Consider the following 20953-nt stretch of genomic DNA (forward strand, 5'->3'; position numbering starts at 1 on the left):
CCCCGCGGGCTGTGCGCCTCGCCACGGGGGAAGGGGTCAGCCCCACGGCCCACCCGCCACACCACTTGGGCACCCCCGTGTCGAACGAGTCATGGGGAGGGCTCAAGGGTTCGGAGCAGGTGTTGCTGCTGATTTGCCCGCTCAGCATGCGCCGCTTCCCAATACTTTCAAATCAATAGCTGCTTGCGCTTATTGACAAAGCGGCAGAGGCTAAATTGGCTTGTAACTTTCCATGCAAGAACACGCCACCACGCCGGGCCCCTCACGACACACACCCGTGCTACAAACGAGCGGCGGCGCCAAACTTGCCATCCGCGCCAACCCCACCCCCAACCACCGCTGTTCCACGTGAAACACTCACCCGCCGTACCCCTCAACCACCTGCCCGGGTTGGGGCCGAAGTCTGCGCAGATGCTGGCGGCGGCGGGCGTTGAGTCGGTGGCGCAGTTGCAGGCCTTGGGGGCGGTGGCGGCGTATGTGCGGGTCAAGCAGGGGTGTCCGCAGGCCAGCCTCAACCTGCTGTGGGCGTTGGAAGGGGCTTTGTGCGGGCAGGACTGGCGCACCGTGGCCCGCGAGCACCGCACCAGCCTGCTGCTGGCCCTGGACCAGGCCCTCACCCCACCCCCGCTCCCATGAACTGTCGCCCCGCCTGTGCCGCGTGTTGCATCGCGCCGTCGATCAGCACCCCCATCCCCGACCCGCAAGGGGGCCCCGCCCGCCCCAAACCGGCGGGGGTGCCTTGCCCGCAGCTGGACGCCGAGTGGCGCTGCCGTCTGTTCGGGCGGCCCGAGCGCCCCGCCGTGTGCGGATCGCTGCGCCCGGAGTCCGACATGTGCGGCACCCACCGCGGGCATGCGCTGGCCCACCTGACGCAGCTGGAGCGGCTGACCCGCTGACGCATCGAGCCACTGAGCCGCGCGCTGCAACAACCGTACATGCGCCCGCACCTCGGCCACCTGGGCCGTGTGTGGCGCAGCACGCCGCTCGGGCACTCCATTCACGCACAATGGCCCAGCACACGGCGCGGCCCTCGCCGACTGTGCCCCATGTTCCTCCTGTCCCTTGCACGCACCCGACCCGCCCACCATGACCTCAGCCCCCACGCCCGCCAACCCACGGTTCGAAGAGGTGGTGCACCACTACCCCACGCTGGACAGCGTGCCCGCCTGCCTCAGCGATCCGCAGGCCCTGGCCGCCCTGCCCGGCATGGAGGTGAAGGCGGGCACCGTGGTGTTCCGCGAGAACGAGGCCTGCATGGGCTTTCCGCTGCTGTTGCGTGGCGAGGTCCGCGTGAGCCGCACCGCCGCCAATGGGCGCGAGCTGGAGCTGTACCGCGTGGTGCCGGGCGAGATGTGCCTGGTGTCCTCGTCCTGCCTGTTTGCCCACCAGCTGCTGACCGCCCGCGGCGTGACCACCCAGGACTCGTGGCTGGCCCTGATGCCCGCGCCCCTGTTCCGCGAGGCCCTCAAGGCCGAACCCTTCCGCGACTTTGTGCTGGGCCTGTTTGCCGCCCGCATGGCCGACCTGACCGGGCTGATCGAGGCCGTGGCCTTCCAGCGGCTGGACAGCCGCCTGGCCGCCACCTTGCTGGGCCACGGCGCCCAGGTGCGCACCACCCACCAGCAACTGGCCGACGAGCTGGGCACGGTGCGCGAAATCGTCACCCGCCTGCTGCACCGCTTTGAACGCTCGGGCTGGGTGGAGCTGTCCCGCGAGTGCATCACCATCCGCGACAGCATGGCCCTGCGCACCGTGGCCACGGGCGGCAGCAACCCACCGTGACCCCGGTCACAGACGGTGGACTTCCCTCTCGATTCAATCCACACTGCAACACCTGCACCGGGCCATGGGGGTCCACCGCAGGCACCTTGGGGCCAAGCCCCAGCAGAGGAGCGATCATGAACAAGAACGTCGGCGGCATCGACAAGATCCTGCGCATCGTGGTGGGTGTGGTGCTGATTGCACTCACCGTGGGCGGATTCCTGCCGGTGTGGGGCTACATCGGCATCGTGCCCCTGGCCACGGGCCTGATGGGCTGGTGCCCGCTCTACCCCCTGCTGGGCCTGAACACCTGCCCCATGAAGAAGCAGGACTGAGACCGCGCTTCAGCGGGTCTTGAACACGTCGATGGCCTGGGCCAGCCGGTCCACCTGCACATGCATGGAATGGGCAGCCCCGGCCAACTCCTCCACCATGGAGGCGTTGTGCAGGGTCATCTGGTCCAGCTCGGCCACCGTGCTGCCCATTTCTTCAATGCCGCGGGCCTGCTGCTGTGAGGCCTCGCTGATGTCCCCGATCATCGTGGCCACCTGACCCATCTGGTCCACCAGACCTTGCATGGTCTGACGGGTTTCCTGCACCTCTTTCACGCCCGACTCGACCTGGGCCAGGCTGTCGTTGATGAGGTCCTTGATCTCCTTGGCCGCCGTGGCGCTGCGCTGGGCCAGGTTGCGCACCTCGCCGGCCACCACCGCAAAGCCCCGCCCCTGCTCGCCCGCACGGGCCGCCTCGACCGCGGCATTCAAGGCCAGGATGTTGGTCTGGAAGGCAATGCCGTCGATCACGCCGATGATGTCGGCAATTTTCTGGCTGGACTGGTTGATGTGGTGCATGGTCTGCACCACCTGCGTCACCTGCTCCCCACTGGCCTGTGCCGACTGGGCCATGCGGTGGGCGGTTTCGCTGACGGTCACCGCCGTCTGGGCGTTGCTCTGAACGCTGGCGGTCAGTTCGGTCATGGCCGACGACGCCTGCCCCAAGCTGGTGGACGCCTCCTCGGTCCGCGCCCCCAGGTCACCGCTGGCGGCGGCAATCTGGCTGGCCACCGACTTCAGGCCGTCGGCCTGGGCCCCCACGTCGGCCACCAGCGACCGCACGTTCAAGCCCGACTGGTTGATGGCCCGCAAGGTCATGCCCAGGGCATCCACCCGGTTGAGGCGCACGCTGGCGTCAAACTGCCCGCTGGCCACCGTGCAGGCCTGCTGTGCCACCACATTCGCGGGCTGCACCACCTGGGCATGCAGCAGCCACGACAGCAGCGCCAACACCGCCCCCACCCCCACCGACAAGCCCAGCAGGTTGCCCGCGCCCAACCAGGCGGCCAGCCCCACCAGCAGTGGCCACATCAGCCACACCAGCATCTGCACCCGCACCCCGAGCGAGGCCGTCTGCCCCCACGACAGGCAACTCAACAAGCCGGTGCGCACCAGCAACCCGCGGTAGAGCTTGAAGCCCTGGGCCTGGCCCTCACGGACGCGGCGGTAGAGCGCTTCAGCCGCTTCGACCTCGGGCCGGGGTGGCCGGGTCCGCACGGAAATGTAGCCCCGCAACTGCCCGTCGCGCACCATGGGGGCCACGTTGGCCCGAACCCAGTAATGCCCGCCGTCCTTGCGGCGGTTCTTCACCAGCGCCGTCCAGGTGCGCCCGGCCTGCAGCGTGTCCCACAAATCGGCAAACGCCTGGGGGGGCATGTCGGGGTGGCGGACCAGGTTGTGGGGTTGGCCGATCAACTCCTCAGCGGTGAATCCACTGACGTCCACAAACGCCGAGTTGGCGTACAGGATGTGGCTGGAGGTGTCCGTGGTGGACATCAGGGTGGTGCCAGGGGTCAGCTCGAATTCCCGCTGGGTCACCGGTTGGTTGTTGCGCATGGGACAAAACATGCCTCCGGGGGCGGGGCATGGGCATGGATCGCACACTGAACGTCGGATGACGAACGCCTTAAGTCATGCTTAAAACAAACACGACAGAGCGTTTATAGGCGATGAACCCCATTTACGAATGATCAATGGACGACAAACCAACCCCGATTTGTCTCACATCAACAACACACCGCCCTACCCCAGGGGGTTGTAACTTGACAGCGCATCAAAAAGGTGAGTCCAGTCGAATCCAGGTGGTCTTGGTTTCGGTGTACTTGTCGAAGGCGTGCAGCGACTTGTCGCGCCCCACGCCGCTTTGCTTGTAGCCGCCAAACGGCACGGTGATGTCGTCCTCATCGTACTGGTTGACGTGCACCGTGCCCGCCCGCAACGCCCGGGCCACGCCGTGGGCCTTGTTGATGTCGCGCGTCCACACCGCGGCGTGCAGGCCATAGACCGAGTCGTTGGCCTGGCGCACCACGTCGGCGGCGTCGGTGAAGCTCAGCACGCTGAGCACGGGGCCAAAAATCTCTTCGCGGGCAATGGTCATGTGGTTGGTCACCCCGTCGAAGATGGTGGGCTGCACGTAACAACCGCCCGGCACGGGTTCCACGCTGTGGCCACCGGCCACCAGCTGGGCGCCTTCCTTCTGCCCGGCCTCGATGTAGCGCATCACGGTGCTGAGCTGGATGCGGTCCACGATGGCACCCATCACCGTTTTCGGGTCCAGCGGGTTGGCGGGTTGGAACTGCGGCACCTTGGCCAAGGCCTTTTCCAAAAAGGCGTCCTTGATGCTGGCCTCCACAAACAGGCGCGAGGGGGCGTTGCAGCTCTCCCCCTGGTTGTAGAAGATGCTGCCCACGGCGGCGTCCACCGCCGCGTCCAGGTTGGGGCAGTCGGCAAACACGATGTTGGGCGATTTGCCGCCCAGCTCGGTCCAGGCGCGCTTCAGGTTGCTCTGCCCCGCCATCACATGGATCTGCTTGCCCACGCGCGTGCTGCCGGTGAAGGCGATGCAGTCCACGTCCATGTGCAGCGCCAGCGGGCTGCCGGCCTCGGGGCCGTAGCCGGGCACCACGTTGAACACGCCGGGCGGAATGCCCGCCTCCAGCGCCAGTTCGGCCAGGCGCAGCGCCGTGAGGGGGCTTTTTTCGCTGGGCTTCAAGACCACCGAATTGCCCGCGGCCAGCGCCGGGGCGATCTTCCAGCTGGCCATCAGCATGGGGTAGTTCCACGGCACGATGACGCCCACCACACCCACCGGCTCGCGGGTGATGAGGGCCAGCGCGTTGGCAGGCGTGGGCGCAATCTCGTCGTAGACCTTGTCGGTGGCCTCGCCGTACCAGCGGATGCAGTTGGCCGCACCGTTCACGTCCGCCGCCTTGGCGTTGCGGATGGGCTTGCCCATGTCCAGCGTTTCGGTCAGCGCCAGCTCGTCGGCATGGGCCAGCATGAGGTCGGCCAGCTTGATGAGCACGCGCTTGCGCTGCGCGGGCGACTTGCCGGCCCAGCGCCGGTCTTCAAACGCGGCCCGGGCGGCGGTGACGGCGGCATCCACATCCCCCGCGCCGCAGCGGGCCACGTGGGTGAGCAAACGGCCATCCACCGGGGAATGCTTTTCGAAGGTCTGCCCGTCCAGGGCGTGGACGCGCTGGCCGTTGATGAAGGCCTGGCCGTTGAAGGTGGGGGTTTGGGCTTGGGTCATGGGTTGCCTGCTCAGGAACAGCGTTGGACGGTGCGGAGCGCGGCACACGCGCCCCACCCGAGGGGAAGGATTGGCACCATGGTATCGGCGTTTATTACCGGCCCCACCAACCAATTGCGGCCAAATCAAGGGGCCACTGGCCCCGGGCCTCACTTGGCCATCAACGCCACCGTCTCGGCCCGCATGGCGGCGGCCATGTCGCGCTCGCGCTTGCGGGTCTGGCGGGCAACCCACACGCTGTAGCCCACGATGACCACGGTCACGGTGGCAATCAGCAGCGTGGCCGCGGCATAGATGGTGGGGTTGATGCCGCGGCGGGCATAACCAAAGATGACCTGCGGCAGCGTGTTGACGCCGGGGCCGGACAGGAATTCGGAAATCACCACGTCGTCGAAACTGAGCGTGAAGCTCAGCAGAAACGCCGCCAGAATGGCCTGGAAGATGTTGGGCAGCGTGATCAGGAAGAACACCTGGTGCGGGCGTGCGCCCAGGTCCATGGCGGCTTCTTCGATGCGGCGGTCCATTTCCAGCAGGCGGCTTTGCACCACCACCATGCCGTAGGCCATGCCCAGCAGCGTGTGGCCCAGGATGATGGTGAGCATGCCCCGCTCGGGCCAGCCAAACACATTCTGCGCCCCCACCATCAGCAGCAGCAGCGACAGGCCGATGACCACCTCGGGCATGACCAGCGGCGCGTTGACCATGCCGCTGAACACCGTGCGCCCGGCAAAGCGCTTGTAGCGCACCAGCACAAAGGCGGCAAAGGTGCCCAGGATGGCCGACAGCACGCCCGTGACCGCCGCCACCTTGAGCGAGAGCCAGAAGCCCTCCACGATCTTGGTGTCCCGCGTCAGCGCCTCGTACCAGCGCAGCGAAAAGCCGGTGAAGTTGGCGTCCTGCCGGGTGCTGTTGAAGCTGAACACCACCATGAACACCAGTGGCAGGTACAGGAACAGGTAAGACGCCGCCATCCACGCCTTGCCAAAATACCGTTGCAGCCCGTTTTTCATGATGAAAATACCTTCCAGCGCTTTATTTAAAAGCGCAAACAGCTATTGTTTTTGTAGCGCTTGATCAGTGCTTGGCTTCGCCGCGTTCGCCGGTGTAGTGGTAGTACACCGCCAGGGGAACCACGATCAGGCCGATCATCACCACCGCCAGCGCCGAGGCGCGGGGCCAGTTGTTGGCAATGAACATCTCGTCCCACACCACGCGGCCAATCATCAGGTTCTCGGGGCCGCCCAGCAGGCTGGGGATGACGAACTCGCCCACCGACGGGATGAACACCAGCATGAAGCCCGCGATGATCCCGGCCTTGGACAGCGGCACGGTGATGAGCCAGAACGCCTTGAACGGCGTGGTGCCCAGGTCGTAGGCGGCCTCCAGCAGGCGGAAGTCCATCTTCACCAGGTTGGCGTACAGCGGCAGCACCATGAAGGGCAGGTACACATAGGTCATGCCCACCAACATGGACACGTTGGTGTAGAGCATCTGCACCGGCTCGGTGGTCAGTCCCAGGCCCATCAGCACCTGGTTGATGACACCCTGGTCACCCAGGATGCCCTTCCAGGCGTAGACGCGCAGCAGGAACGAGGTCCAGAACGGCAGCATCACCATCATCAGCAGCGCCGGGCGGGCCGACGCGGGCGAACGGGCAATGAAGTACGCAAACGGGTAGCCCACCGCCAGGCACAGCAGCGCCGTGACAAAGGCGTACCAGATGGAGCGCAGGTAGGCCTCCACGTACAGCGTCTGGAACAGCGCGGCGTCCCACTCGGTCTTGAACACCGTCCAGTAGTTCTCGTACTTGAGGTGCAGGATGCCGCTCTGCGAATCCCACAGCGGCTTGAAGGGGTGCAGGCTCTCGCCCATGTCCACAAAGCTGATGTACAGCAGGATGAGGAAGGGCAGAAAGAAGAACACCAGCAGCCACGCATAGGGCACACCGATGACAAAGCGGCGGCCCGGCACGGCCATGAAGCCGCGCTGAACCTCAGGGGCACGGGCACCGTGCTGAGACGGCAGGGCCACCGCGGGTGCCGCCGTTGCCGTGCGTGCCGCCTGGGGGGCCGGGGATGGGGGATGGGACGTCAGGGACATGTGAACAGGCCCTTTCGCTCAGTCGCGCAGCACAATGCCGGCGCGGTCGCCCCACCAGAAGAACACCTCGTCCTCCCAGGTGATGTGCGACAGGTCGTGGCGCGAGGTGTTGGCCTCGGTGATCTTGACCTTCTGCCCGTTGCTGGCCTGCACGATGAAGCTGTTGTACGAGCCGAAGTAGGCAATCTCCTTGACCTTGCCGGTGAACAGGTTGAACGACACGTCGGCAGGGCGGTTCTTGCTGATCTCGATCTTCTCGGGCCGCACGGCCACGGCCACCGGCATGTTCAGCGCGCCACTCACGCCGTGGCCCACGTGGATTTCACCAATGCCGGTGGTGGCGGCACAGCGGTCGGGCTGGTCGGTGGTCAGTTGGCCATCGAACAGGTTGACGCTGCCGATGAAGTCGGCCACGAAGCGGTTGGCCGGGTGTTCGTAAATCTCTTCCGGGCTGCCCACCTGCAGCACACGGCCCTTGCTCATGACCGCGATGCGGCTGGCCATGGTCATGGCCTCTTCCTGGTCGTGCGTGACCATCACGCAGGTCACCCCCACCTTTTCGATGATGTTGACCAGCTCGAACTGCGTCTGCTCGCGCAGCTTCTTGTCCAGTGCGCCCAGCGGCTCGTCCAGCAGCAGCAGCTTGGGTTTCTTGGCCAGGCTGCGCGCCAGCGCCACGCGCTGCTGCTGCCCGCCCGAGAGCTGGTGCGGCTTGCGCTTGGCGTACTGGCCCAGCTGCACCAGGTCGAGCATGTTGCCCACACGCTCCTGGATCTCGGCCTTGGGGCAACCCTCGCGCTTCAGGCCAAAGGCCACGTTCTCCCAGATGTTGAGGTGCGGAAACAGCGCGTAACTCTGGAACATCATGTTCACCGGACGCTCGTAGGGTGGCATGCCCGCCACGTCCTGGCCCCCCAGCAGAATCTGGCCCGAGGTGGGGGTTTCAAACCCCGCCAGCATGCGCAGCAGGGTGGACTTGCCACAGCCCGAACTGCCCAGCAGCGCAAAGATTTCGCCCTTGCCCACCGACAGCGAGACTTCGTCCACCGCCAGCGCCTCGTCAAAGCGTTTGACCAGTTTGATGGTTTCCAGGTAACGCTCGCGCGGCACCTTCTCTGCGGGTTTTTCGGCCATGGAGGGGGGTCCTTCAAAGAAAAGGGCTGTTCGCCGGAATGGTCGAACAGCCCTGTGCGACCTCTGTCTTCATGCGGCAAAGGTCGTGGGTGGGTGGCTCAGTCTCACTTGCCTTGTTTGAAGGCGTTGTAGGCACCGGCCATGGCTTCGCGGGCTTCGTTGCTGAAGCTGTTGGGCGCGATCATCTTGGGCATGTACTCGGCATCCACGAAGATGGTCTTGTTGCCCGCGATCTCAGGCTTGACCTGGGCCATGCCGGCCTTGTTGGCCGTGGGGTAGCCCATGTCGTTGGACATCTGGGCGGCGTTCTCGGCGCGCAGGTAGAAGTCGATGAACTTGGCGGCGTTGCCCGGGTGCTTGGCGTCCTTGGTGACGGCCATGGAGTCCACGAACAGCAGGGCACCGGTGCTGGGCAGCAGGGCCTCGATCACGTCCTTGGAGCCGTTGTCCTTGGCGCGGGCCGCGGCCTGGTTGATGTCACCCGACCAGCCGATGACCGCGCAGGCCTTGCCGCCGGCGATGTCGTCGATCATGGTGCTGCTGAACAGGCGGATGTCCTTGCGCACCTTGGCCAGCATGTCGGTGGCCACCTTGTAGTCGGCGGCGTCGTTGCTGTAGGCGTCCTTGCCCACGTAGTGCAGGGCCACGGGCAGGATTTCGGCGGGCGAATCCAGGTAGGCAATGCCGCAGGACTTCAGCTTCTTGGTGTACTCGGGCTTGAACACCAGGTCCCAGGCGTTTTCGGGCATGGGCATCTTGCCCAGGGCCTTTTCAACCTTGGTCTTGTTGATGCCCACGGTGGTGAAACCCCAGGCCCAGGGCACCAGGTGTTTGTTGTCGGGGTCGGCCTTGGTGAGGACCTGCATCACCGCGGGGTCCAGGTTGGTCAGGTTGGGGATCTGGGCCTTGTCCAGCGGCTGGAACAGGCCTGCGGCCACGTGGGTGGCGCTGTAGCCACCGGTGGTGCCGGGCACCACGATGTCGTACCCGGTGTTGCCGGCCACCAGCTTGGCGTGCAGCGCCTCGTTGGTTTCAAAGGTGTCGTAGTTGACCTTGATGCCGGTTTCCTTCTCGAAGGCGGCCACCATGCCTTCGGGGATGTAGTCGGGCCAGTTGTAGATGTTGAGCACCTTCTCTTCTGGCGGCGGGGCGGGCGGGGTGGCGGGTGCGGCCGCGGGGGCTGGAGCCGGGGCGGGTTCTTCCTTCTTGCCACAAGCGGCGGCCAACATGGCCGCAGCCACTGCAAACGCCAGAACATGCTTCTTCATGGTGCATTCACTCCTGAAAGGTGAGGAGAAGACGGGTTGATGAAATCAGAGCAAAAAACGGACCAAAACATTGTAGTCAGGCCCGGTGCATTCGCTCTGTGCGGTCAACCCCAGTGTCCGGCGGCTTTCAGCTCGGCCAGGGTCAGGTCCAGCACCTGTCGGATCAGGCCCACCAGCTCGTCGATTTGCGCATGGGTCATGGTCAGCGGCGGGGCGATGATCATGCGGTCGCCCACGGCCCGCATGATCAGGCCGTTCTTGAAGCAGTGCGCCCGGCACTTCATGCCCACGGCCAGGTCTTCGGGGAACATTTGCATGCGCCCGTCGGCCCCGCGGGTCTTGCTTTTCACCAGCACCAGCCCGGCCACAAAGCCGCAGGTTTCGGCCACGCCCACCAGGGGGTGGTCGTTCAGTTCGGCGTAGCGTTTGGCCAGGTAGGGGCCGATGTCGTCCTTCACCCGGCCCGGCAGGTTCTCGCGCTCCATCAGCTCCAGGTTGGCCAGGGCCACGGCACAGGCCGTGGGGTGGCCGCTGTAGGTGTAGCCGTGGTTGAACTCGCCGCCCTGGTCGATCAGCGTCTGGGCCACGCGCCCGCCCACCATCACCCCACCCAGGGGGATGTAGCCGCTGGTGACGGCCTTGGCAAAGGTCACCAGATCGGGGCGGTAGCCGAACTTTTCGTAGGCAAACCAGTGGCCCAGGCGGCCAAAGGCGCAAATCACCTCGTCGCTCACCAGCAGGATGCCGTACTGGTCCACGATGCGCTGGATCTCCGGCCAGTAGGTGGCCGGCGGGATGATGACGCCGCCCGCGCCCTGCACCGGCTCGGCGATGAAGGCGGCCACCTTGTCGGGGCCCACCTCCAGAATCTTTTCTTCCAGCCAGCGCGCGGCGCGCAGGCCAAAGTCGGCCTCGCTCTCGCCGGGCAGCGCGTTTTCAAAAAAGTAGGGCTGGCCGATGTGGGTGATGTTGGGAATGGGCAGGTCGCCCTGGGCGTGCATGCCGCTCATGCCACCCAGCGAGGCCCCGGCCATGGTGCTGCCGTGGTAGGCGTTGTGGCGGCTGATGATGACCTTGCGCTGCGGCTGGCCCTTCAGGTCCCAGTAGCGGCGCACCATGCGCACGTTGGTGTCGTTGCTTTCACTGCCGCTGGAGCTGAAGAACACATGGTCAAAGCGCCAGCTGCCACTGGGGCCGCTGACCGCCGGGGCCAGGCTGGCCAGCTTGGTGGCCAGGCGCACGGCGGGTTCGTTGGTGGTCTGGAAGAAGCTGTTGTAGAAGGGCAGCTTCAGCATCTGCTGGTACGCGGCTTCGGCCAGCTCCTTGCGGCCATAACCGGCGTTGACGCACCACAGGCCGCTCATGCCGTCGAGCATGCGGTGGCCTTCGCTGTCCCACACGTAGATGCCCTCGGCCCGCTCAATCACCCGCGAGCCGCGGGTGGCCAGGTCGCCATGGTCGGTGAAGGGGTGGATGAAGTGGGCGCTGTCGAGCCGTTGCAGCTCGCTGGCGTGGGGGTTGGTGCAGGCGGTGGGGGTGAGGCTCATGGCAGGCGCTCCCAAAAATTCAATACAAAAATGGCATCCAGCGCTTTATTTAAAAGCGCAAGTAGCTATCAAACATGTAGCAACAGGTGCTCACGCTCCCAGGGCGAAATCACCTTCATGAACTCGGCGAATTCCAGTTCCTTGATCTCGGTGTAGATGGTGATGAAGCCGTGGCCCAGCACCTCGTGCAGGTCGGGCTCGTTGCGCAGCCAGTCCAGCGCCTCGCCCAGGGAGCGGGGCAGCGTGTAGGGGGCCAGGTAGGCATCGCCCTTCATTTCGGGCTTGGGCATGATCTTGTTCTTCAGTCCCAGGTAGCCGCAGGCCAGCGTCATGGCCAGGGCCACGTAGGGGTTGGCGTCGGCGCCGATCACGCGGTTTTCCACCCGGCGGGCCTGCGGGCTGGAAATGGGCGAGCGGATGCCCACGGTGCGGTTGTCGTGCCCCCACTCGATGTTGATGGGGGCCGCCGTGTGCCGCGCCAGGCGGCGGTAGCTGTTCACATACGGGGCCACCAGGGCCATGGCAGCCGGGATGTAGCGTTGCAGCCCCCCGATGTAGTGGTAGAACGCCTCGGACGGGCTGCCATCCTCGTTGCTGAAGATGTTGCGGCCTGTTTCCTTGCTGACGATGCTCTGGTGCACGTGCATGGCGCTGCCCGGCTCGCCCGCGATGGGCTTGGCCATGAAGGTGGCGTACATGTCGTGGCGCAAGGCCACCTCGCGCACCGTGCGCTTGAAGAAGAACACCTCGTCGGCCAGCCCCAGCGGGTGGGCGTGGAAGAAGTTGATCTCCATCTGCCCCGCGCCGATTTCGTGGATCAGCGTGTCCACGTTCAGGCCCATCTTGTCGCAGCAGTCGTAGATGTCTTCAAACAGCGGGTCGAACTCGTTGACCGCGTCGATGCTGTAGGCCTGGCGCGAGGTCTCGGCCCGGCCACTGCGGCCAATGGGCGGCTTGAGCGGGATGTTGCTGTCGGTGTTGCGCGCCGTCAGGTAGAACTCCAGCTCAGGCGCCACCACGGGGGACAGGCCCATCTGGTCGTACAGGTCGCACACATGGCGCAGCACGCTGCGCGGGGCAAACGGCACCAGCTTGCCCTCGTGGTCGAAACAGTCGTGGATGACCTGCGCCGTGGGGTCGGTGGCCCAGGGCACGATGCGCACGGTGCTGGGGTCGGGCCGCAGCTGCATGTCGCGGTCGGTGGGGTCCACCACGTCGTAGTAGGGGCCGCTTTGTGGAAACTCGCCCGTCACGCCCATGCCCACAATGCCTTGGGGCAGGCGCATGCCGCGGTCTTCGGTGAATTTTTCACGCGGCAGGATCTTGCCGCGGGCCACCCCGGTCAGGTCGGGCACCAGGCATTCCACCTCGGTCACGCGGCGGGCGTTGAGCCATTGTTCCAGGTCGTTGAAGCTGTGGAGTTTGGTTGCGTCGTTCATGAGGTTGTCCTTGTTGCGGCACGCTGGGCACAGGCTTCACCGAAGGCTTTGAAGATGGCCCCGTAAAACCCATTCTCCCAGCAGCGCCACTCGGGGTGCCACTGCACCGCCAGGGCAAAACCGGCGGCGTCGGTCATTTCAAAAGCTTCAATCTGTCCATCGGGCGCGTGGGCCACGGCCCGCAGGCCATCGCCCAGCCGGTTCACGCCCTGGCCGTGCAGCGAGTTCACCCGTGCCATGGTGCCACCGGCCAGCGTGGCCAGCAGGCTGTCGGGGGCAATGGCAATGTCGTGCGCCGGGGCGTATTGCGCGTCGGGCGGCACGCCGTCGGGCTCGCGGTGGTCCATGCGGCCCGGCACGTCCTGCACCGCCTGGTACAGGCTGCCACCCAAGGCCACGTTGATTTCCTGGAAACCGCGGCAAATGCCCAGCAGGGGCACGCCCTGTTCAATGCAGGCCCGGATCAGGGCCAGCGTGAGGCCATCGCGCTCGGGGTCCAGCGGCAGCGAGGGGTCGCGCACCAGCTCGTTGAAATGCGAGGGGTGCACGTTGGAGGGCGAGCCCGTCAACATCACCCCATCCACCAGCGGCAACAGGTGGGCAATCTGGCTGGCCTGGGCCAGCGCAAACACCACCGGCTGGGCCTGCGCCCCCACCTTCACGGCGCGGGCGTACTTGTCGCCCAGCACCAGGTAGGGCATGCGGTGGGGTTCGGTCCCCAGCAAACGGTGGTCGGCCGGCAGCCACACCAGGGGTGGGCGGTTCAACGGTGGCGGAGGGACAAGGTCCAGCGGCGGCGAGGTCATGGCTTCATTCTGCCCAGGCAATTGGATACAAAAAAGCACCATTTGTGGCAACATGATGGTGCCACTTTCAACCCATCAGAACGCCATGCTGTCTGAATTTTTGCTGGCCGACATGGCCCGGCACACCGCCCTGCCCCTCAACCGGCAACTGTACGAAGCCATGCGCCGCGCCATGCTCGACGGCAAGCTGGCCGCGGGCGAACGCCTGCCCTCCAGCCGCGACATGGCGCAAGACCTGGGCGTCTCGCGCAACACCGTCATGGCCGCCATCGGCCAGCTCACGGTGGAAGGCTACCTGAGCAGCCACGTGGGCAGCGGCACCTACGTGGCCGACACCGTTTCCACCCTGGCCCTGGGGCACGCCCAGCCCAACGACGGCACCACCGCCCAGGCCCTGCGCTCGGCCCGCACCGCGCACGCCGCACGCACCGCCCGCAGCCTGGTGCCCGACCCGCTGCCCCTGTCCAACCGGGGCGAAGCCCTGGCCCACCGCTTCAACGCCACCGACCTGGAGGTGCAGCCCTTCGCCCCCGGTCCGGCGGACTTTGGGGCCTTTCCCGTCAACCTGTGGCAGCGCCTGCAAAACCGCCACTGGCGCCAGACCCGAGCCGACATGCTCGACTACAGCGCCACCGGCGGCTACGGCCCCCTGCGCCGTGCCGTGGCCGACTACCTGCGCGTGTTCCGCAGCGTGCAGCTGGAACCCGACCAGGTGCTCATCACCAGCGGCACCCAGCAATCGCTGGAACTGTGCGCCCAGCTGCTGGCCGACCCCGGTGACACCGTGTGGGTGGAAGACCCGGCCTACTGGGGTGCGGCCAAGGCCTTCCTGGCCACCAGCCTGGCCATGCACCCGGTGGCGGTGGATGGCGAAGGCATCTGCCCCACCCCGGCCGACCACGCCCACCCGCCCCGCTTTCTGTACGTGACCCCTTCGCACCAATACCCCACGGGGGCGGTGATGTCGCTGCCCCGCCGCCACCAGGTGCTGCAAGCGGCCCGCCAACACAACGCCTGGGTGCTGGAAGACGATTACGACAGTGAATTCCGCTTCAGCGGCCCGCCCGTGTCCTCGCTGCAAGGGCTGGACGCCGATGGCCGCGTGCTCTACATGGGCACCTTCTCCAAGGTGCTGTACCCCGGCCTCAAGCTGGGCTACTTGGTGGTGCCCCAGGCGCGGGTGGCCGAATTCCGCCAAGCCCACTACGACCTGAACCGCCCCGGCCAGCTCACCCAACAGGCGGCGCTGGCCGAGTTCATCGAAATGGGCCACTTTGCCAGCACCCTGCGCCGCGCCCGCCAGGCCTATGCCGAGCGGCGCAAGGCCCTGGTGGCGGCGCTGCAGCCCGTGCTGCACAGCGGGCTGGGCTGGATTTCAGGGGCCGAACAGGGCCTGCACCTGTGCCTGCGCCTGGTCCCCAAACCCGATGGCACCCCGGTGGACGACCGCGCCCTGGCCCACACCCTGGCCCAGCAGGGCCTGACCGTGCGCCCCTTGTCGGCCTACTGCCTCAAGCGCCAGGACCTGCGCGGCCTGGTCATCGGCTACGGTTATGCGTCGCTGGCGCAGATCGCCCACCATGGGCCGCGGCTGGCCGATCTGCTGCAACTTGAACTGAAAAAGCACACCCCATGACCAACGCCCAAAGCCCGTCCACCGTGAACGGCGGGGCCCGGGTGGTGGCCCGGCACCAGTACCGCCTGCACACCCTCACCGTGCGCACCGATGCGCTGGTGGTGGTGTTGCGAGGCATCAAACAGTTGGTGTCCCCCACCCAAACGCTGACCATCCCGGCGGGGCAAGCCGTGATGTTGGCCGCCCACACCACCTGGGACGTGATCAACGACCCCCACGGCCAGCCCCGCTACGAAGCCCTGGCCTTGGGGTTCGAGCCCGGCTGGATGTCCACCATCCACAGCCACACCTGGCCCCAACCACCCCACACCGTGGCCCACGCCCGCGTGCTGCACACCGACGAGCGCTTGCTGAGCACCACCCAACGCACGCTGGACACCGCGCTGTCGGCCCCGGTGCTGAAACACCGGATGCAAGAAGTGCTGTTGCTGCTGGCCGAACGTGGATGGGTCTTCGCGCCCCCACAAGACCCATCCTGGCCCGATCGGGTGCGCCGACTGGTGGCCCAACGTCCCGATGCCGATTGGTCGGCTCGCGCACTGGCCGCCGCCTTCCAGACCAGTGAATCGACCCTGCGCAGACGGCTTGAAGACGCACAACACCCCCTGGCCACCCTGGTGCGGGAAACCCGCCTGGAAGTGGCCCTGGGCCTGCTGCAAACCACCCCCTTGTCCGTGGCTGACGTGGCCGAGCGTTGCGGGTGGGCCTCGCACAGCCGCTTCAGCGCCGCATTCCTGGCCCGTTGGGGCGTGTCCCCACGGCAGGTGCGGGGTCGCCAGGCGGAGGTTCACGCCTTGAAAGATCCGGCACAACACCTGACGGAAATGGATTAACGGCCAAGCAGCCTTGCGCGGGAACATGAACGCCTCATCCACTCACGAGGCATGTTCCATGACCGCTTCCATCCGTTCAAACCGTTTCTCGCTTCGCCCCATCCGCCGGTGCGCGGCCTTGGGCCTGGCCATGGGCTTGGCCACCGCATTGCACGCCCAGAGCTTTGACATCCACAGCCCCTCGCTGGGCACCGACCTGACCCTCCAGCCCGAACACGTGTTTGCCGGTTTCGGTTGCCAAGGGGGCAACCAATCACCCGCCCTGGTGTGGAGCCAACCACCGCAGGGCACCCAAAGCCTGGCCATCACCGCCTACGACCCGGACGCCCCCACGGGCTCGGGTTGGTGGCACTGGGTGGTGTACAACCTGCCACCGCAAACCATGCAACTGCCAGCCAATGCCGGGCAGGCAAATGGCCCACAGCTCCCCCCCGGCACCGTGCAAGGCCGAACGGACTTTGGCACCCTGGGTTATGGTGGGGCCTGCCCCCCGGTGGGCGATGCACCCCACCGCTACCGCTTCACGGTCCATGCCCTCAAAGTGCCTCGACTGGACCTCCCAGCCGACGCATCTGCCGCGTTGGTGGGTTACATGCTGCACGTGAACCGCATTGCCAGCGCCACGCTGGAAGCCCGCTACGGGCGGTGACCGCATCAACCCTTCGCCTGAGGGCCGACGACAACCCGTGGATGAACACCCGGTTGGCTGAACAGCTCATGGCCAACCTGGGTTGACCCCCACCCACCCTTCGCAACCCACGCCATGCCATCGCATCGAGTGACTCCCCCTCACCGATGCAGCGATAGCTTTGCCACCGCCCTTCAGCCCTTTGAGCAACGGTGGAAACATGCGAATCACGACCCTGCCGTCCATTGAACACGACATCACCCCTCCGAAGTTCGACGCACGCCAGACGGCCTCAGCACCGACACCCTCACCACGGGTCATGCCCCAGGGCCTTCCGCCGCGGCATCCTGGATTGAGCGCGGCCATTGAAACCCAGACAACGTCGTTCCCTCCCCGATCCACCAGCCCTTTCGCCCGCAAAACGCCGTTGGACTCGCTCAAAGTCGCTGACAACGGATGTGTCAGTTCGTCGTTGAACAGCAAAAAGTCCAGCCCGAACGCAGCCCCCGCTTCCTCCGTTCACAACCCGTCAACCAGCAGCCGTCAGAACTTGGCGGCATTTCAAGTGGCACAAGCGAATCTGAACCAACAAGACATTTGCACCGGTCTGTCCATCGAGTGGCTGCTGTTGAAGGGACAAGGAAACGCAACCAACCGACTGGCCACCTTGCAGCCGGGCTCCGCTGCACACCACGCAGCCTCCGAAAAACACGACATCTACTTGGCGGCCATTGCCAATGCACACAAAAACGGTGCCACTCACCCCCTCAATGAGGGCGCAAACGCAGTCCTGAGCGTCGCGGGACTGAAGAAACTGGGTGATTCCATTCCTGTCTTTTTCGAAACCGCTGAAGACATTGCCACGGTCGCAAAAGACCTCACCCAGAACAATGCCCGGTTCCTGCTGAGCCTCCGATTTGCGAACGGTCAGGGGCATGCCATTGCCGCGACGAACAACGCTGGCCGAACACAGCTGTTCGATCCGAACCTTGGCGAGTTCGAAGCCTCATCCAAGGACACAACCAAGCTTCTCAAACAGCTTGCCGCGCACTATGGGTCGATGGATTTCGACTTGGTTGGAATCAATTTGCACAAAATTCGCTGACCCCCTGAAGCGGATGTCAGCGAGCCCCCTCCACTTCGTGGACCTCGAATCCACTCATTTGATGAAAGTCAGATTAAAGTTCGACCAACGCCCCACATCCACATCCTCTGCATGAGCCCCACCGACTCTGTGTACGCCACCAGCTTCTGGAACACCGTGCCCATGGCGGCATCACCCGACATCAGCCTTCGGGACGCACGTGGCGGGGTGTTGAACACGGTGTTCCGAATCGGCTTTCCCGCCATCACGGTGTTGATGCTGGCTTCCGTCGGGGTGCGCTGGTACGTGGGCGACTGGGCCAGCATTGCAACGTATGTGGTGGCCTGGTTGCTGTATGCCGGTCTGTATGGGGCACAACAGCGCCTGAATCAGACCGTGGTGGCCTGGTTGCTGGTGGGGTTGGCCAGCCTGCTGGGCATTCGCGCCCTCAGCATCCACCTGGCCCCCCTGGGCATGTTGTGGTTGTCGTCCACCCCCTTCATTGCGGCCTTGCTGCTGGGCAAGCGTTCGGCCATTGTCTGCGTGGGCCTGATCGTCACCCTGTGTTGCCTGCACTTTGGTTTGCAGGGCATGAGCTTTGACACCCCACAGTACGGCCAACTGCACTGGTTGCCGTGGTTCATGCTGGGCATCACCTTCCTGGCGCTGTACGTACCACTGGGCATGGCAGCAGCCGATTTGCTGCGCCGCCTGGACCACGCCCTCACCGACACGCGCCACGCCCACTCGCAAACCCGCGAATTGGCCCAGACCGACTCGCTCACCGGCCTGTCCAACCTGTACCGCCTGCGACAGGAACTGGAACTGACCCTGACCCAACCGGCGCAGGGGACATCCGCCCTGCTGTTTGTGCACCTGCACCAACTGCGCCGCCTCAACGACCTGCACGGCCCCACCCTGGGCGACGCCTACCTGATCGAAGTGGCCAAACGCCTCCAGGGCCTGGTGCGTCACCCATCGTTGCTGGTGCGCTCCAACGGGGCGGAATTCATCGTGCTGGCGCGTTTTCCAGCAGGGGTTTCCGCGTCTTGCCATGACCAGGCCTTGCAGTGGGCGCAACAGCTTCAACGGCACATGCAGGAGCCGGTGAAAGTGCCGGGCGTGGGCGATTTCAAGGTCTGCATCAACATCGGTCTGCGCCTGCTCGACACACTCGACCTGACCGTCAACACCGCCCTGCAGGAAGCGGCCATTGCCCTGTCACACAGCCGCGCTGCTGGCCGCAACCAGGTGGCCGTGTACGACAAGCTCATGCTGCGTGAACTGTGGCAACAGGCCCAGTTGGAACACGACCTGGAACTGGCGCTGCTGAACCAATCGCTCACCCTCGCCGTGCAACCCCAGGTGGGCATTGACGGGCAACTGAAAGGGGCCGAGCTGCTGTGCCGCTGGACCGACCCCACCCATGGCACCGTGCCGCCCGATGTGTTCATTGCCGCCGCGGAAAAAACCGGCCTCATCGTCCCGCTGGGCGACTGGGTGCTGGACCAGGCCTGCGACCTGGCCCTGGCGCTTTCGGCCCGCCACATCGACATTGCGCTGTCGGTCAACGTCAGCCTGCGCCAACTGGAAGAACCGGCGTTTGCCACCAAGCTCCAGGCGCTGTTGCAACGCAAGGGGGTGCCAGCCCACCGGCTGGTGCTGGAAATCACCGAATCGGTGCTGCTGTCCGACCAGATCGATGCCGTGCAAACCCTGGCCCAGGTGGCCGCGCTGGGGGTGCAGTTTTCCATTGACGACTTCGGCACCGGCTACTCCAGCCTGAGCTACCTGAAGAAACTGCCCCTGGCCGAGCTGAAGATCGACCGCTCCTTCACCGCCCACCTGCCCGACGACGCCAACGACACCACCCTGGTGGGCATCATCGTGTCCATGGCGCAGGCGCTGAAGCTGCGCACCGTGGCCGAAGGCATCGAAACCCAGGCCCAGGCCGACCTGCTGCAGCAACTGGGCTGCCACACCTTCCAGGGCTACCACTTCGCACGGCCCATGCCGTGCGACACCTGGTTGCAGCAGCTGCCCGCGGCCTGAGCGCAGGCGCGCCCATCAAGCGGTCCGCAAACCCGCAGCAAACACGCTCAGGCGGGCGGCAAACGCTGCGGTTGGTCCAGGCCCAGGGCCGCAGGGGCCATGGCCGACAAATGGCGGGCCGCCTGCCCGGCCAGGTAAGTCCACACAAAGTGGGCCGCGGCGTTGCTGGTCAGCTCGGCATGGTCGTAGGCCGGGGCCACCTCCACACAGTCCATGCCCACCCAGTTGAGCGGGGCCAGACCTTCCAGCAGCGTCAGCACCTGTGAACTGGTCATGCCACCGGGCTCGGGCGTGCCGGTGCCGGGGGCAAAGGCGGGGTCCAGGCAGTCGATGTCCAGCGTCAGGTAACACGGGCGGTTGCCAATGCGCTCGCGAATGGCCTCCACCACCCCGGCCAGGGCCTCGCCGTCGCGGCCCCGCAGGTCGCGGGCGGTGTAGATCAGCCCGCCCTGGTCCTTCACGTACTCACGCGCCTCACGCACGCCGCTGGAGCGCAGGCCGATCTGCACCGTGTGGGTGGCGCTGATCAGCCCTTGCTGAATGGCCTCGTAGGTCCAGGTGCCGTGGCCGGAAGGCTCGCCAAAGTGGTCGGTCCAGGTGTCGCAATGCGCGTCAAAGTGCACCACCGCCAAAGGCTGGCCATGGCGGGCCTGCGCGGCCTTGAGCAAGGCCAGGGTGACGGAATGGTCCCCACCCAGGCACACCACATGGTGGTGCGCCATCAGGCTGGCGGCCTGGGCTGCAATGTGGCCACGCACCTCGGGCAGGGGCGAGGCGTTGGGCAGGCGCATGTCCCCGGCATCGGCCAAATAAGGCAGGGGCGACACGTTGAACACCGGGTGGATGCCATCGCACAACATCAGGCTGGCACGGCGAATGGCCTCGGGACCGAAACGGGCGCCGGGCCGGTGGGTCACCGCCCCATCAAACGGGACACCGGCCACCACAAACGGGGCGTGGGGTCGGTTGGCCAGCGGGGGCGCGGCCAAAAAACAGTTGCCGTGGTTGGCGTATGCAAAGTCACCCAGGCTCATGGGGGTCTCCTTTCAAGCGAAGTCATCATGCCCGACGCGCATGCCG

The 20953-nt window shown here is 65.7% G+C and carries 19 protein-coding genes; 9 read left to right on the forward strand and 10 right to left on the reverse strand.

Features of this window, described 5'->3' with window-relative positions; all coding sequences use genetic code 11:
* Nucleotides 1–348 precede the first annotated feature (348 nt).
* From ACYVB7_RS08760 to ACYVB7_RS08775, 4 genes are all read left to right on the forward strand, one after another.
* A complete protein-coding gene (locus ACYVB7_RS08760) occupies nt 349–636 on the forward strand; it encodes a TfoX/Sxy family protein (RefSeq protein ID WP_460506447.1) in 288 nt (95 codons plus the stop codon).
* Nucleotides 633–896, forward strand: coding sequence for a YkgJ family cysteine cluster protein (locus ACYVB7_RS08765; protein WP_460506448.1), 264 nt, complete (start codon nt 633–635; stop codon nt 894–896). Before ACYVB7_RS08760 ends, ACYVB7_RS08765 begins: the two co-directional genes overlap by 4 nt.
* Before the next feature lie 190 nt (nt 897–1086).
* Complete coding sequence (locus ACYVB7_RS08770) at nt 1087–1782, forward strand: Crp/Fnr family transcriptional regulator (RefSeq protein WP_460506450.1); 696 nt, start codon at nt 1087–1089, stop codon at nt 1780–1782.
* A 116-nt stretch (nt 1783–1898) separates the two neighbouring features.
* Nucleotides 1899–2096 carry a YgaP family membrane protein gene (locus ACYVB7_RS08775; protein ID WP_460506452.1) on the forward strand — a complete coding sequence of 66 codons (198 nt, stop codon included), beginning with the start codon at nt 1899–1901 and terminating at the stop codon, nt 2094–2096.
* 9 nt (nt 2097–2105) lie between these two features.
* On the opposite strand, the gene ACYVB7_RS08780 is transcribed toward ACYVB7_RS08775, so the two are convergent.
* The 9 genes from ACYVB7_RS08780 to ACYVB7_RS08820 all read right to left on the reverse strand — a co-directional run bounded on the left by ACYVB7_RS08780 (nt 2106) and on the right by ACYVB7_RS08820 (nt 13640).
* On the reverse strand, nt 2106–3650 hold the full coding sequence (locus tag ACYVB7_RS08780) for a methyl-accepting chemotaxis protein (protein WP_460506454.1): 1545 nt from the start codon (nt 3648–3650) through the stop codon (nt 2106–2108).
* A 217-nt stretch (nt 3651–3867) separates the two neighbouring features.
* A complete protein-coding gene (locus ACYVB7_RS08785; protein ID WP_460506456.1) occupies nt 3868–5346 on the reverse strand; it encodes an aldehyde dehydrogenase in 1479 nt (492 codons plus the stop codon).
* Between the two features lie 149 nt (nt 5347–5495).
* Nucleotides 5496–6356, reverse strand: a complete 861-nt coding sequence (locus tag ACYVB7_RS08790) for an ABC transporter permease (RefSeq protein ID WP_460506460.1) — start codon at nt 6354–6356, stop codon at nt 5496–5498.
* Between the two features lie 64 nt (nt 6357–6420).
* Nucleotides 6421–7446: an ABC transporter permease gene (locus ACYVB7_RS08795; protein ID WP_460506462.1), complete on the reverse strand. Its 1026-nt coding sequence runs from the start codon at nt 7444–7446 to the stop codon at nt 6421–6423.
* A gap of 18 nt (nt 7447–7464) precedes the next feature.
* Nucleotides 7465–8580: an ABC transporter ATP-binding protein gene (locus tag ACYVB7_RS08800; protein WP_460506464.1), complete on the reverse strand. Its 1116-nt coding sequence runs from the start codon at nt 8578–8580 to the stop codon at nt 7465–7467.
* A gap of 104 nt (nt 8581–8684) precedes the next feature.
* A complete protein-coding gene (locus tag ACYVB7_RS08805) occupies nt 8685–9848 on the reverse strand; it encodes a type 2 periplasmic-binding domain-containing protein (protein WP_460506466.1) in 1164 nt (387 codons plus the stop codon).
* 104 nt (nt 9849–9952) lie between these two features.
* Nucleotides 9953–11395, reverse strand: a complete 1443-nt coding sequence (locus ACYVB7_RS08810) for an aspartate aminotransferase family protein (protein WP_460506468.1) — start codon at nt 11393–11395, stop codon at nt 9953–9955.
* A 68-nt stretch (nt 11396–11463) separates the two neighbouring features.
* Nucleotides 11464–12834 carry a glutamine synthetase family protein gene (locus tag ACYVB7_RS08815; protein WP_460506469.1) on the reverse strand — a complete coding sequence of 457 codons (1371 nt, stop codon included), beginning with the start codon at nt 12832–12834 and terminating at the stop codon, nt 11464–11466.
* Nucleotides 12831–13640 (reverse strand): gamma-glutamyl-gamma-aminobutyrate hydrolase family protein, encoded by an 810-nt coding sequence (locus tag ACYVB7_RS08820; protein WP_460506471.1) that lies wholly within the window; start codon nt 13638–13640, stop codon nt 12831–12833. Before ACYVB7_RS08820 ends, ACYVB7_RS08815 begins: the two co-directional genes overlap by 4 nt.
* 85 nt (nt 13641–13725) lie before the next feature.
* Here ACYVB7_RS08820 and pdxR point away from each other — a divergent pair, with 85 nt between their 5' ends.
* The 5 genes from pdxR to ACYVB7_RS08845 all read left to right on the forward strand — a co-directional run bounded on the left by pdxR (nt 13726) and on the right by ACYVB7_RS08845 (nt 19873).
* Nucleotides 13726–15276, forward strand: coding sequence for an aminotransferase-like domain-containing protein (gene pdxR / locus ACYVB7_RS08825; RefSeq protein ID WP_460506473.1), 1551 nt, complete (start codon nt 13726–13728; stop codon nt 15274–15276).
* On the forward strand, nt 15273–16109 hold the full coding sequence (locus tag ACYVB7_RS08830; protein WP_460506475.1) for a helix-turn-helix transcriptional regulator: 837 nt from the start codon (nt 15273–15275) through the stop codon (nt 16107–16109). Before pdxR ends, ACYVB7_RS08830 begins: the two co-directional genes overlap by 4 nt.
* A gap of 58 nt (nt 16110–16167) precedes the next feature.
* Nucleotides 16168–16758, forward strand: a complete 591-nt coding sequence (locus ACYVB7_RS08835; protein WP_460506477.1) for a YbhB/YbcL family Raf kinase inhibitor-like protein — start codon at nt 16168–16170, stop codon at nt 16756–16758.
* Between the two features lie 199 nt (nt 16759–16957).
* Nucleotides 16958–17842, forward strand: coding sequence for a YopT-type cysteine protease domain-containing protein (locus ACYVB7_RS08840; protein WP_460506480.1), 885 nt, complete (start codon nt 16958–16960; stop codon nt 17840–17842).
* A gap of 111 nt (nt 17843–17953) precedes the next feature.
* Nucleotides 17954–19873, forward strand: a complete 1920-nt coding sequence (locus ACYVB7_RS08845) for a putative bifunctional diguanylate cyclase/phosphodiesterase (RefSeq protein ID WP_460506482.1) — start codon at nt 17954–17956, stop codon at nt 19871–19873.
* 47 nt (nt 19874–19920) lie between these two features.
* Here ACYVB7_RS08845 and speB read toward each other — a convergent pair whose 3' ends face one another.
* Nucleotides 19921–20907, reverse strand: a complete 987-nt coding sequence (gene speB, locus ACYVB7_RS08850; RefSeq protein ID WP_460506484.1) for an arginase family protein — start codon at nt 20905–20907, stop codon at nt 19921–19923.
* Between the last annotated feature and the right edge of the window lie 46 nt (nt 20908–20953).

The sequence above is a fragment of the Hydrogenophaga soli genome, from assembly GCF_054777695.1.